The 12,979-nt window shown below is 62.6% G+C and carries 13 protein-coding genes; 7 read left to right on the forward strand and 6 right to left on the reverse strand.

What is annotated here, in order from left to right:
• Positions 1-7: 7 nt before the first annotated feature.
• The 3 genes from ACEN84_RS23305 to ACEN84_RS23315 all read right to left on the reverse strand — a co-directional run bounded on the left by ACEN84_RS23305 (position 8) and on the right by ACEN84_RS23315 (position 3,770).
• A complete protein-coding gene (locus ACEN84_RS23305) occupies positions 8-1,369 on the reverse strand; it encodes an NAD(P)-dependent oxidoreductase (protein WP_413710064.1) in 1,362 nt (453 codons plus the stop codon).
• 416 nt (positions 1,370-1,785) lie between these two features.
• On the reverse strand, positions 1,786-2,790 hold the full coding sequence (locus ACEN84_RS23310; RefSeq protein ID WP_413710065.1) for a sensor histidine kinase: 1,005 nt from the start codon (positions 2,788-2,790) through the stop codon (positions 1,786-1,788).
• Between the two features lie 185 nt (positions 2,791-2,975).
• Entirely contained in the window at positions 2,976-3,770 is a 795-nt protein-coding gene (locus ACEN84_RS23315; RefSeq protein WP_130283921.1) for a response regulator, read from the reverse strand.
• Between the two features lie 263 nt (positions 3,771-4,033).
• Here ACEN84_RS23315 and ACEN84_RS23320 point away from each other — a divergent pair, with 263 nt between their 5' ends.
• The 3 genes from ACEN84_RS23320 to ACEN84_RS23330 all read left to right on the forward strand — a co-directional run bounded on the left by ACEN84_RS23320 (position 4,034) and on the right by ACEN84_RS23330 (position 5,336).
• Entirely contained in the window at positions 4,034-4,240 is a 207-nt protein-coding gene (locus ACEN84_RS23320; RefSeq protein WP_112711386.1) for a NepR family anti-sigma factor, read from the forward strand.
• A 9-nt stretch (positions 4,241-4,249) separates the two neighbouring features.
• Positions 4,250-4,804, forward strand: coding sequence for an RNA polymerase sigma factor (locus tag ACEN84_RS23325; protein WP_112711385.1), 555 nt, complete (start codon positions 4,250-4,252; stop codon positions 4,802-4,804).
• A 247-nt stretch (positions 4,805-5,051) separates the two neighbouring features.
• Positions 5,052-5,336 (forward strand): HigA family addiction module antitoxin, encoded by a 285-nt coding sequence (locus tag ACEN84_RS23330; RefSeq protein WP_413710066.1) that lies wholly within the window; start codon positions 5,052-5,054, stop codon positions 5,334-5,336.
• Here ACEN84_RS23330 and ftrA read toward each other — a convergent pair.
• A complete protein-coding gene (gene ftrA, locus ACEN84_RS23335) occupies positions 5,333-6,325 on the reverse strand; it encodes a transcriptional regulator FtrA (protein ID WP_413710067.1) in 993 nt (330 codons plus the stop codon). The genes ACEN84_RS23330 and ftrA overlap by 4 nt on opposite strands.
• Positions 6,326-6,393: 68 nt before the next feature.
• Between ftrA and ACEN84_RS23340 the strand changes: the two genes are divergently transcribed.
• Positions 6,394-6,801 carry a rhodanese-like domain-containing protein gene (locus ACEN84_RS23340; RefSeq protein WP_413710068.1) on the forward strand — a complete coding sequence of 136 codons (408 nt, stop codon included), beginning with the start codon at positions 6,394-6,396 and terminating at the stop codon, positions 6,799-6,801.
• 105 nt (positions 6,802-6,906) lie between these two features.
• Here ACEN84_RS23340 and ACEN84_RS23345 read toward each other — a convergent pair whose 3' ends face one another.
• Together ACEN84_RS23345 and ACEN84_RS23350 are read right to left on the reverse strand one after the other, a co-directional pair.
• Entirely contained in the window at positions 6,907-7,488 is a 582-nt protein-coding gene (locus ACEN84_RS23345) for a hypothetical protein (RefSeq protein ID WP_413710069.1), read from the reverse strand.
• Between the two features lie 221 nt (positions 7,489-7,709).
• Complete coding sequence (locus tag ACEN84_RS23350) at positions 7,710-8,723, reverse strand: zinc-dependent alcohol dehydrogenase family protein (protein WP_413710070.1); 1,014 nt, start codon at positions 8,721-8,723, stop codon at positions 7,710-7,712.
• A gap of 107 nt (positions 8,724-8,830) precedes the next feature.
• Between ACEN84_RS23350 and ACEN84_RS23355 the strand changes: the two genes are divergently transcribed.
• The 3 genes from ACEN84_RS23355 (at position 8,831) to ACEN84_RS23365 (ending at position 12,976) form a co-directional block, all read left to right on the forward strand.
• Positions 8,831-9,730 carry a LysR family transcriptional regulator gene (locus tag ACEN84_RS23355; protein WP_130283931.1) on the forward strand — a complete coding sequence of 300 codons (900 nt, stop codon included), beginning with the start codon at positions 8,831-8,833 and terminating at the stop codon, positions 9,728-9,730.
• Positions 9,731-9,875: 145 nt separating this feature from the next.
• Complete coding sequence (locus ACEN84_RS23360) at positions 9,876-10,412, forward strand: biliverdin-producing heme oxygenase (RefSeq protein WP_413710071.1); 537 nt, start codon at positions 9,876-9,878, stop codon at positions 10,410-10,412.
• The gene (locus ACEN84_RS23365; protein ID WP_413710072.1) at positions 10,409-12,976 is read left to right on the forward strand and encodes an HWE histidine kinase domain-containing protein; all 2,568 of its coding nucleotides are present in this window, start codon (positions 10,409-10,411) and stop codon (positions 12,974-12,976) included. The genes ACEN84_RS23360 and ACEN84_RS23365 overlap by 4 nt, the downstream gene beginning before the upstream one ends.
• Positions 12,977-12,979: the final 3 nt, after the last annotated feature.

Here is a 12,979-nt window from a genome sequence, read left to right on the forward strand (position 1 = left end):
CTCCCCTTCAGGCGACGGCAACGGCCGGCTGCAAACCTGCAGCAAGCACGCGGTTGATGGATTCGGCGGCATCGCGGCCTTGCGCGACGGCCGAGACGGTGAGGTCGTCACCGCCGAGCACGCAGTCGCCACCCGCCCAGACGCCCTCGATCGAGGTGCGGCCTTCGCCATCGATGGCGATGCGGCCGGCTTCGGTGCGCAGCACGCCGAGGCCGGAAGCCTCGAAAGTCTGGCCGATCGCCTTGAAGATCTGGTCGGCGGCGATCACGCCGGTCTCGCCCGTCGTCACAAGCCGTCCCTCGGCGAGTGCCGTATATTCGACCTCGATGCCGGCGACGGCGCCATTCTTGGCGACGATCGATTTCGGCGCCAGCCAGTGGCGGATGATGACGCCCTTCGATGCCGCGAGATCCTGTTCGAACTCGGAGGCGTTCATGTGCTCCTTGCCGCGGCGGTAGCAGATCGTCACCTCTTCGGCGCCGAGCAGCTTGGCCTGAACTGCAGCGTCGATCGCCGTCATGCCGCCGCCGAGAACGACGACGCGGCGGCCGATCGCGACCGTGCCCTTGTCACCGGACTGGCGCAGCTTGGCGATGAAATCGACGGCGTCCTCGACGCCGGGCAGGCTTTCGCCATCGACCTTCAGGGCGTTGACGCCAGCAAGGCCGATGCCGAGGAAGACGGCGTCATATTGCGCCTGCAGGTCCGAGAGCGAGAAATCACGGCCGAGCAGCTGGCCGTTCTTTACCTCGATGCCGCCGATCGACAGGACGTAATCGACTTCCTTCTGGGCGAAGTCGTCGACCGACTTGTAGGTGGCGATACCGTATTCGTTGAGGCCGCCGGATTTCGGCTTGGCGTCGTAGATGACGACGTCATGGCCCTTGACCGCCAGGCGGTGGGCGGCGGCGAGACCGGCAGGACCGGCGCCGATGACGGCGATCTTCTTGCCCGTCGAAGCGGCGCGGCTATAGAACTGCTTGCCTGCGTTCATCGCGGCGTCGGTCGCGTAGCGCTGCAGGCGGCCGATCTCCACGGGCTTTTCCTCTGCCGTGTTGCGCACGCAGGCCTGTTCGCAGAGCTCTTCGGTGGGACAGACGCGGGCGCACATGCCGCCCAGAATATTCTGGTCGAAGATCGTCTTGGCCGAACCGATCGGATTGCCGGTCGAGATCTGGCGGATGAACAGCGGAATGTCGATGGAGGTGGGACAGGCCGTCATGCACGGCGCGTCGTAACAGAAATAACAGCGGTCGGAAGCGACCAGCGCCTCATGTTTGTCGAGGCGCGGATGCAGATCGGAAAAGTTGTCGTCATACTCGGCGGGCGAAAGCCGGCCAGCATGAATCCCAGTTTCCAGTCGTTCCATTGAAGTTCCCTCATTATTGGTAAACGGCTAGTGAGGGAAAGCGTAACTCAGGTCTAAAAATTTATCAAACGGTAAAATTTTGAGTGCTTATAGAGGTTATGCCACTGATTTTACATCCTTATTCTCATCGGGATTTTGGCTGCGGCATCAGGGATTTCGCGGGGGTTTCACCGCCGCGACAAAAAAGGTTCACAAAAGTCCACTTTTTTTCCGGACGGGTGGAACCAAAGGTTAATGCGCCCGTTATTGAGGTATCCTGATGATGATCGCATCGACCCAACATGCGCGCCCCCAACCCATCATCCGGATCTACTCACGGTCCCCTCCCGGTGAGTGAAAACAGCCAGTGCGCCGCCCTCGCACTGGCTGTTTTATTTTGTCCACACCAGTGCCGTCTTGGGGAGTAGAGCGCCCGGTCAGGCGCGCTTCAGGATTTCGAATTCGGTCTCGGGAATCAGCAATGCATATTCGATGCGGCCGGGTGTCAGCTTGAGCACTGCCTTGCCGTTCATCGATGAGGGCACGACGCGCTCGAGCACGGTCTTGCCGAAGCTGTTTTCGCTGAATTCGTGAACTTCCGTCCGGTTCGGCAGGGCTTCTGCCCAGGTCACTTCGATCGCCTTCCTGCCGTTCAGCTCGGCTTCGCGGCAGTTGAGCGTGATCGAGGCCGCACCGCCGGCGATGGCGCCGAAGGACGCGGAGTTGACGATCAGTTCGTGCAGCGCCAGGCCGAGATGGACGGCGGCATTGGGTGTCATATGGGCGTTGATGCCGAAGATCGGCATAGTGCCGGCGGTCTCCGGCCAGTAGGGGGCGAACTGCTTTTCGGCGAGCTCGAAGAGGTAGGCGCCGCGCCAGCTGGAATCGGTGATCAGATCCTGCGAATTGGAGAGCGACTGCAGGCGTCCGCGGAATTTCACCAGGAAACCATCGAGCGACAGCGTGTTGCGCGCCGTCTGCGTGGCAATGCCCTGGATGATGGCGAGCAGGTTTTTCGAGCGGTGCGAGAGCTCGCGAAGCAGCGACTTCAGCACCTTTTCGCGGTGACGGGTCTCGGTGACTTCGGAGAGGACCGAGAGAATGCCGTAAGTGCCACCTTCGGCGACGCGCTGGACCTTGAGCTCGTAGCTGCGCATCTCGCCGTCGACATTGACCTCAACTTCGGCCGTCGTCGGCGCGCCGCCTTCGAGAACCTTAAGCTTCAGGGCGTGGAGATATTCGCCGTAAGCCAGGCCGAAGAGGTCGGCATCGGTCGCGCCGGGTCTGAAGAGATGCTGGAAATGAGCGGGCAGGTTCTCGGCGTAAGCGATTGCGAGCTGGGAGTCCTGAAAGAGAATCGAAATTCCGGCACTGCGAAGCGCCCGTTCCATCATCACGGCTTTGCCATCCACATGGGAGGCATTGCCGATTAATGGTTTCATCGTAGTCACCAAGCCGCCTTTCCTTATCCGTCTGGTGCAGCTGGAAAGAGGTTGCCAATTCAGCCGGTCCGTCCGCCGGTCAGTTTATGACCAAGCGTTGCAGAAACAGTTAAAGCTCCCGAAGCGCGCCAGCCAGGCTGGAACGCTTCGGCTTTTGCTTTGTTCCGTTATCCGGAAAACCCTTTTCAGGCAGCAACCTTGGTCGATTCATTGAAGAACAGCGCCTGGCTGATCAATGCCTTGACCATGTCGGGATTGAAGGGCTTCGTAACAAGGAACGTCGGTTCCGGACGTTCGCCGGTCAGCAGACGTTCGGGGAAGGCGGTGATGAAGATCACCGGCACGCTTGAGGTCTTCAGAATGTCGTTGACCGCATCAATGCCCGAGCTGCCATCGGCAAGCTGGATGTCGGCAAGAACCATGCTCGGCTTGGTCTTGTTGTAGAGCGCGACGGCTTCCGTGTGGGTGCGGGCGATGCCGGTGACCTTGTGGCCAAGGCTTTCGACCATCTGCTCGATATCCATGGCGATCAGCGGTTCGTCTTCGATGATCATGATGTCGGTCGCGACCTGGCGGGAGATTTCCTGCGAGGCGGTGTCGAGCAGGCTCATGACTTCCTTTTCCTCGACGTCGAGGATCAGGGCGATCTCGCCGACGCGGAAGTTCTCGACCGATGCGAGGATGAAGGCCTGGCGTGCCGCCGGCGAGACCTTGGCGAGGTTCACTGTCGCGCGCTGTTCCCATGCATAAGGCGAGGCCGGCTCGGGAATCTGGACTGCGGTGGAACCAAAAAGTTCGGTGAACAGTTTGTAGAGTGCGACGCGGTCGTTAGCGGTATCCGGGAAAATGGATATGTCGGCGATGATCGCTTCAAGCACTGCGGCAACATATGCATCGCCAGATGTCTGAGTGCCGGTGAGAGCGCGGGAATAGCGACGCAGATAAGGAAGGTGCGGCGCAATTCGAGTTGAAAGTGTCATTAATAACTCCCGTCTATAGGCCGGTAACTGGCTCTAATGGGTCAGAAACGTGAGACTATTAAAAAAGTTCCGGACAGTGCGGAACTTTTTTCAGGCGCCCGCATTATCCTTGCCGACGAATAAGGGCATGCCGGTTTGAAGAATGTCATCTGCAGCGTTGCGGCATCAACTGTCCCCGGGACGGTCGGTGCTTTCCGTGTCTGCACCAAGACCTCGGGCGGCCCCTCACAACAGAGAGACAACAGACGAGAAGTGACGAGTTAATGACAACACAGCAGAACGAAGAGAGAGATCAACAACGGCTGGATGTGCGGGCGGGCGACATACTCGATCCCAACAACCAGATCGGCGTCAAATTGCGGTCGCTTTACGCTGCCGTCCAGGACGAAGCGATCCCGGACCGTTTTCTCGATCTGCTCGAAAAGCTCGACCAGGCCGAGATGATGGCTTCGGCCAAGATGGCGGAATAAGGTGGGCCTATGGAACAAGCGCAACCAAGCTTCAAGCGCGAACTCCTGGCAGCTCTGCCGAGCCTTCGTGCATTCGCAATCTCGCTGATCGGCCGCCACGACCGCGCGGACGATCTCGTGCAAGACACCATCATGAAGGCATGGGCCAAGCAGGACCACTTCGAGATGGGCACCAACATGAAGGCCTGGCTCTTCACGATTCTGCGCAACGAGCTTTACAGCCAGATGCGCAAGAGCGGCCGCGAGATTCAGGACAGCGACGGCCTGTTCACGGAATCCATGGCGATGCACCCGTCGCAATACGGCGCACTCGACCTGCAGGATTTCAAGAAGGCGCTCGAGCAGCTGCCGCCGGACCAGCGTGAAGCGATCATCCTGGTCGGTGCATCGGGCTTCTCCTATGAAGAGGCCGCCGAAATCTGCGAATGCGCCGTCGGCACGATCAAGAGCCGCGTCAACCGCGCCCGCCAGCGCCTGCAGGAACTGCTGCAGATCTCCGGCGAGGCTGACTTCGGACCCGACGCGACATCCGCGCCGCTGACATCGAAGGCATTCGCCTTCTAAACCAAGGGATACTTGGGAGGAAAAAGCCGGCTGCCCCTCGTGGGCGCCGGCTTTTTTGTTTGTTGGGAGTTTTGGGATGATGCCTGAGGCGGTGGGTCCTACTTCTCCCTCATCCCTGTGCTTGTCACAGGGATCCAGCCGGCCCCAGTCTTTGGGCTAAAAAGACTCTTCCTGCCGCGACGACGCGCGGCGAAAAGACTCACCTTTGGCCGGAGACAGGAAGGACACCTGGAGCCCATTCGTCACAATGAAGAGCCCCACGCATCCCGGGGACTTTCTCAAGTACGAAGTTCTGGAACAACTGGAGCTCTCGGTGACCGATGCGGCGCGCGCCCTTGGCGTCACCCGGCCTGCCTTGTCCGCCTTGCTCAATGAACGCGCATCGCTCTCGCCCGAGATGGCGTTGCGGTTCGAGAAAGCATTCGGCATCTCGATGGATACACTGATGCGGATGCAGAACAGCTTCGATATCGCCCAGGCACGGCGCCGTGAGAAAGATATCGACGTCCTGCCCTACCGCACTCGGTTCTAAGCCACTCCCGCAAACGTCTTCCGATACGCCCCCGGGCTCGTCCCCAGCCGTTTGCGGAAATGATGCCGCATCGTCGCGACCGTCCCGAATCCGCTCGCCGCAGCAATATCATCCAGCGATGCCGCGCCCTGCTTTTCCAGCAGTTCCCGCGCATGGCGCAGCCGCTCCTTCAACAGCCATTCGCCGACGCTGAGGCCGGTCGTCTTCTCGAAACGTCTCTGGAAGGTGCGCTGGCTCATGCCCGCCTTGCCGGCGAGCAGACCGATCGGCTGGTCCTCGTCTAGGCGCTCGCGCATCCACTCGATCAGCGGTCCGAGGCGGATGCCTTCGCGCGCCTGCGGCACCGGCGCGTGGATGAACTGCGCCTGCCCGCCCTCGCGATGCGGCGGCAGGACGAGGCGGCGGGCGACGCTGTTGGCGGCTTCAGCGCCGAAATCGCCGCGCACCACATGCAGGCAGAGATCGATACCGGCAGCACTGCCCGCCGCCGTCAGGATGCTGCCCTCATCCATGTAGAGAACCCTGGCGTCGAAGGCGATGTCGGGATAGCGTGCGGCAATCGCCCCGACATAGCGCCAGTGCGTCGTCGCCCGGCGGCCGGAAAGCAGGCCCGATGCGGCGAGCACGGCGACGCCCGAGCAGAGCGACATGATGCGAGCGCCCCGCCGATGGGCGGCGCGAAGGGCAGCGGTGAGACCGTCAGGCACCGGCGCATCGATCGACCGCCAGCCGGGCACGACGACCAGGTCGGCCTTCTCCAGCACCTCGAGCCCGTGATCGGCCGCAACCGTCAGCCCGCCCGCCGCGCGCAGCGGCCCCGGCTCGATGCCGCAGACCGAATAGCGGTACCAGCCCTCGCCCATCTCGGGACGCGGTAGGCCGAAGACCTCGTAGGCGATGCCGAATTCGAAGGTGCAGAGCCCGTCATAGGCAAGCACCGCCACTTCCGGTCCGGCAGGATTTGGCATGATCTTTACGCTCATCGTCATTCTGGCCAATTTCGCCAAGCCATAGCATCGGCGATAACGGGCCGCAACCCGAACGAAAGGAACCGCCCATGCCAAGCTTCGTCAGCGAAACCCCGGCCGCCGACCCGGAAGCCACCGCCGCCTATTACGCCCGCAAGCTCGCCTTCGAGACCGACTGCTGGGACGTCAACGCATCGCTTGCCGCGGGCAAGGCCGATTTCGTCCTGCTCGACGTCCGCTCGCCCGCGATGTTCGCAGCCTCCCACATCCCCGGCGCCATCAACCTGCCGCACGGCAAGATGACCGCGCATCGCATGGCCGAATGGGCCGGCGGCACGCTCTTCGTCGTCTATTGCGCCGGGCCGCATTGCAACGGCACCGACAAGGCAGCCCTTCGCCTCGCCCGCCTCGGCAAGCAGGTGAAGGTGATGATCGGCGGGATGACCGGCTGGGCCGACGAAGGCTTCAGCTTCGAGAGCGAAGCCGCGGCGGCATGATGGCGGGCCGCTCCCGTATCTGGATGCGGGACGGCAAGGACGAATGAGAAAGGCCCGCGGGACTACCCGCGGGCCTATTGCTATTCAGATGTTGAGCCGACAGCGTCAGTTCTGCGGGGCAGCGTCGGTGGGCGCGTAGGTGCCGTCTTCGTCCTGCTTCAAGAGCACGGCCTTGTCGGCATCTTCTTCCTTCTCGTCGACCATGCCGGCCTGCTGCTTCAGCGCTTCGGTGACCTTGTCGTCCTGTTCGGGATCGCGCGCGCTGTTGATCACGTCTTCCAGGGAGACGCCGAGCTTGTCGAGGCCGAGATCCTTTTCGATCTTGGCGACAACCTGTTCCCAGCCCTTATGCGCCTTGATGTTGGTGACGACCTTCTTCATCGCCGCAACGAAATCGTCGGTCGAGGCGTAGTCGTCCTTCTTGACGCCGAGTTCCTCGCCGGTGCGCTCGATCAGATCGAGCTTCATCTGCGTGATGGAGCGATTGTTGACGCTGAACAGGGCGTCGGAAATCTTCGATTCTGACTGCGTCGGCTGGGTGCTGACGCCGACCGTCTGCTTCGAAGGCTGGCCATTGGCTGTTGCTACCAAGTCGGGAGTGGCGGCCGTGGTCTTGTCTGTTGCGGCCGACGACTGGGCCTGAAGAATGAGAAGAGCGGAATTGGGACTGGAAGAAATTGATGTCATTAGTGACCCCCAAGCACACTGTTTCACCGTTCATGGCGGCAGTGGCGTAAGCTGATCGGGCAATCATGCCGTGATAAAAATCAATTGAGACACGTTCTGGATAGACGCGAATTATTGATAGAACATTTATGTGTGATTGCAACATCATGGTCGCTTGCCTGCAGGAGTAGCAAGCCTGCGAGTTGGTGAAAGGCTCCCGCTGATCCGCGGGAGCCGGTGTTTCAGAAGGTGACGACGATCTTGCCGAAGGGGCCGCGGTCGAGATGCGCCAGCGCTTCCGGCAGGTCCTCGAAGGCATAGGCCTTGTCGATCACCGGCTTGATGCCCGATATATCGACCGCCCGCACCAGATCTTCCAGCGCCCGGCGATGGCCGACGCTGATGCCCTGCACCGTCGGCGACTTCAAAAGCAGCGGCGCAACCGGCCCGGAGATCTCGAAGCCCTCGAGCACGCCGATGACATGGATATGCCCGCCGACCGCCACGGCTTTCAGTGCCTCGCCGAAATTCGCCCCGCCGGCAATTTCGAGAATCTGGTCGGCGCCGTAATCATTGGTCAGGCCATAGAGCGTCTCCACCCAGTTTTCCCGGCCGAGGCCGTGATCGGCGCCGATGGCGCGGGCGCGCTCCAGCTTGTCCGTGCTGCCCGAAGTGACGAAGACTTCCGCGCCATGCGCCTTGGCGATCTGCACGCCGAACAGCGCCACACCGCCCGTGCCCTGGATCAGCACCTTCTGCCCGGCCTTCAGCTTGCCGCGCTCGACCAGCGCGAACCAGGCCGTCAGACCGGCGCAGGGCAAGGTGCTGGCTTCGGCCGCATCGAGCGTATCCGGCGCCTTGGCGAACCAGTCCTCTGAGAAGGTGAGATAATCCGAGAGCACGCCGGGATAGATGCCGCCGAGCGTGCGGTAAGGCGGATTCCGCGCATCGCCAAAGTTCTTGCCGTCGATCCAGCCGGGAGAGAAGGTCGAGATCACCCGGTCGCCCGGCTTGAAGCGCGTCACACCGGGGCCGACCGCCTCGACGACACCGGCCATGTCGGAGGCCGGAACGAAGGGAAACTGCAGCGGCAGCCCCATGCCGGTTTCCAGCACCAGCTTGTCGCGATAGTTCAGCGATACCGCTTCCGTGCGCACCAGAACCTGATTGTGCCCAGGGTCCTCCGTCCGCGCCTCCGATATCTTCAGGTTCTTCGGGCCGATCCCGTCGATCGTCCACTGCCTTGCCTTGGTCATCGCATCTGCTCCTTTGCCTGTTCAGCGAATGGAGCCATGCTATCGTTGAAATTGGCGCCGCAGTTGCGATATAAATTCCCAAGATCGGTTCCACAGAGGATACAATTATGGAGAAGCTCGGCGGCATCTCCGTCTTCGTCGAAGTCGTGGAAGCCGGCGGCTTCTCGGCCGCGGCAAGCGGGCTCAACCTGACGCGCTCGGCCGTCGGCAAAACCATCGCCCGGCTGGAGGAACGCCTCGGCGTGCGGCTCTTCCACCGCACCACCCGGGCGCAAAGTCTGACCGACGAGGGCCAGTTCTTCTACGAACGCTGCCTGAAGGCGCTGGAGGAAATCCGGATCGGCGAAGCCTTGCTCGAGGCCGGCAAGCGCACGGTGCGCGGCAAGCTGCGCGTCTCCATGCCGGTGATCTTCGGACGCCAATGCATCGCCCCGATTCTCGTCTCGCTGCTCGACGAACATCCGGAGCTGGAGCTCGACCTCTCCTTCAACGACCGCATCGTCGATCTGCTCGACGACGGCTACGATCTGGCGATCCGCAACGGACCGCTGAAGGACGACGAGAACATGATGGCGCGGCTGATCGCCCACCAGCGGCTGACGGTCTGCGCCTCCCCTTCCTATCTCGAAAAACACGGCACGCCGGAAACGCTGGATGATCTCGCCCGCCACACTGGCATCATCTACGGCAAGCAAGATAGCCACCGCACCTGGGTCTTCCCTGCTGATGACGATCCCTGGCGGCGGGTGCAGCCGCAGTCCCGGCTGCGCATGGATGATCTCGCCACCATCTGCGATCTCGCCGTCGACGGCGCCGGCCTCGTCTGGCTGCCCTGTTGGATGGTGCGCGAGCATGTGGCAGCCGGCCGCCTGGTCCGCGTCCTCACCGATGTCCGGCCGGTCGTCTTCCAGTCCCATGCCGTCTGGCCGCGCTCGCCGGTGATGCTGCCGAAGGTGCGCCTGGCGATCGACACGCTCGTCGAGCGCCTGCCGCGGCTGATGGAGTGAAACCGCGAAATTTACCAAGCCACCGAAGTCCCTGAATTTTTTATCCTATTCACTGGAAATCATGAAAGCCTGCCGTATATCGCTTGAAAGCCGGGCTGCAATGATGCGGCATGCCGGATTATGATCGAACGGAACAGCAGTCATCATGTCACTTCGAAACGCGCTGCGCGCGGGCACCAGCGATTGCCACGCTGACGTCGATGCTCTCTTTGGCCGGTTCGATCTTGGGCGCAAAGCCGATTACCGGGCTTTCCTGTCGGCCCATGCGCGCGCCGTTCCCGCCGTCGAAATCGCCCTTGAGAATTCCGGCATCGAGCGGCTGATCCCTGACTGGCATGAGCGCCGCCGCCGCGATCTGCTGGTGGACGATCTCGCCGCTTTGAACGCACCGCTGCCGCCCTCGCTCGCGGCACCCGATATGCCCGATGACGCGAGCCTTCTCGGCGCCGTCTATGTGCTCGAAGGCTCCAAGCTCGGCGGCGCCATGCTGGCGAAAGCCGTCGGCGATGGTCTTCCCGCCGCCTATCTCAGTCCCTTCGGCCCGAAGGGCGGCATGAAGGCCTTCATGGATATGCTGGATGCGTCAGGCGCCGATGAGGCAACGGCCGTCGAAGCCGCCCGCGCCATCTTCGCCCTGTTCCACAAGGCAGCCGCGATGGAACTGGAGATGGCCGCCTCGTGAGCGAAACCTTCGACCGCGTCGACCTCACCAATTGCGACCGCGAACCGATCCACCGCCTCGGCGCCATCCAGCCGTTCGGTTTCCTGCTCGTCTCCTCGCCCGACTGGCTGATTTCCCGCGCCTCCGAAAATCTTGAGCAGTTCCTCGGCGTCAGCCACAGGGATGTGCTGGGTCACCCGCTGTCCGAAGTGATCATGTCGCAGACGCTGCACACGCTGCGCAACCGCCTCGCCGTTATCCGCGGGCCAGATATCGTAGAGCGCCTGTTCGGCATCCAGTTTTCCGAAAGCGGCCCGCTCTTCGACGTGGCGCTGCATATCAGCGACGGCCAGGTGGTGATCGAGGCCGAGCCCTCGCAGGACGGTAGCCAGGGCGGCACGACATTGTCGATCCGCAGCATGATGGCCCGCCTCGACCAGGCCGAGACGATGGAAGCCTTCTTCCGCGAAGGCGCCCGCCAGGCCCGGGCGCTCACCGGCTTCGACCGCGTCATGGTCTATCGCTTCGACGAGAAGGGTTCCGGCGAAGTCGTGGCGGAAGCCGCGCGGCCCGGCATCGGCTCCTTCCTTGGCCTGCATTACCCGGCCTCGGATATTCCGGTTCAGGCCCGTGCGCTTTATGTCCGCAATCTCTTCCGCATCATCGCCGATGTGAACTCGACGCCTGTCGGCATCCAGCCTGAAGTCGACGAGCACGGCCGCGCGCTCGATCTGTCGATGTCGATCCTGCGCTCGGTGTCGCCGATCCATATCGAGTATCTCAAGAACATGGGCGTCGGCGCCTCGCTGTCGATCTCGATCATCGTCGACGGCAAGCTCTGGGGCCTCTTTGCCTGCCACCATTATTCCGCCCGCCTGCCCTCCTTCGAACGCCGCTCGACATCGGAGCTGTTCGGCCAGATGTTCGCCTCGCGTCTCGAAAGCCGCGAGCGGCGCCTGGCGCTGGAATTCGAGACCAAGGCCCGGCGCATCGCCGACCGGTTGCTGACCTCGGTTGCCGACAATGCCAGCCTGCTCGACGATCCGACCTGGCTTATCGATGCGCTCTCCGACGCCATCCCCGCCGACGGCATCGGTGTGTGGATCAACGGCCGCTCGGCGCTGACCGGTCTTGCGCCCTCGCAGGAGCAGTTTGCGGGGCTGGTCAGGATCCTGAACCGCACCTCCTCCGGCCGCGTCTTCACCACCGATCATCTCGAGGAATTCTTCCCGGATTCCGGCATCGACGGCACCGTCGCCGGGCTGATGGCGATCCCGATCTCGCGCTCGCCGCGCGACTACGTCATCCTGTTCCGCCAGGAGATCGTCCGCACCGTCCGCTGGGCCGGCGATCCGCACAAGCCGGTCGAATATGGCCCGAACGGCCCACGGCTGACACCGCGTAAGAGCTTCGAGAGCTGGTCGGAGCTCGTCCGCGGCCGCTCGCAACCGTTCACGGCAGCCGAAAAACGGGTGGCCGATACGATCCGCGTGACGCTTATCGAGGTGATCCTGCGTTTGGCCGACGAGGCGAGCGCCGTGCGCCAGCAGGCAAACGAGCGCCAGGAAATCCTGATCGCCGAACTCAACCACCGCGTCCGCAACATCCTCAGCCTGATCAGCGGCCTGATCCGCCAGTCGCGCACCGGCGATGGCGATATCGGCGAGTTCGTCGGCCAGCTGGAAGGCCGCGTCCAGGCGCTGTCGCGCGCCCATGACCAGATCACCAGGGATCACTGGGCACCGGCCTCGCTGCGTTCGTTGCTGCAGGCCGAAGCCGCCGCTTATCTCGGCAAGAATGCCGCCCGCGTCATCATGCGCGGCGACGAGGTTCTGCTCGGGCCGCAGGCCTTCTCGACCGCCGCCCTCGTCTTCCACGAACTGGTCACCAACAGCGCCAAATATGGCAGCCTCTGCGATAGCGGCACGGTCGCCGTCTCATGGAAGAAGGACGCCAAGGGCAATCTGCTGATCGAATGGCGCGAGGCCGACGGCCCTGTCGTCAAGGCGCCGAAACGCCAGGGCTTCGGCACGACGATCATCCGCCACTCGATCCCCTACGATCTCGGCGGTAAGGCGGAGGTCCGCTACGCGCCATCAGGCCTGGAAGCCGATTTCACCATTCCGGCGAAATACGTCACCTTTGCCCAGGGGCCGGTCTCGATCCTGCCGGAGACCCGCGAGGAACCCGTCGCCCGCGCGGCAACGGCGATCTCCGAAAAGCCGCTGCAGGGCTGCAGCATCCTGCTCGTCGAGGACAACCTGATCATCGCCATGGACGGCGAGGACATCTTCCTGCAGCTCGGGGCAAAGGACGTGGCGCTGGCGCCAAGCGTTGCCCAGGCGCTCGATATCGTCGCCACCAGGCATTTCGACCTGGCGGTTCTCGACGTCAATCTCGGGGAAGAGACCAGTTTCCCGGTTGCCGAAAAGCTGGTGAAGGCAGGCACGCCGCTCGTCTTTGCAACGGGTTACGGCGAGGCCGTGACTCGAAACTTCAACGGCGCCAATATCCTGCAGAAACCCTATACGATCGAAAGCGTCGCAGCCGCCCTCGACAAGATGATGCCGTTGAAGAAAGCCTGACGC

This window comes from Rhizobium sp. Rhizsp82, assembly GCF_047325115.1.
Classification (GTDB): Bacteria; Pseudomonadota; Alphaproteobacteria; order Rhizobiales; family Rhizobiaceae; genus Rhizobium.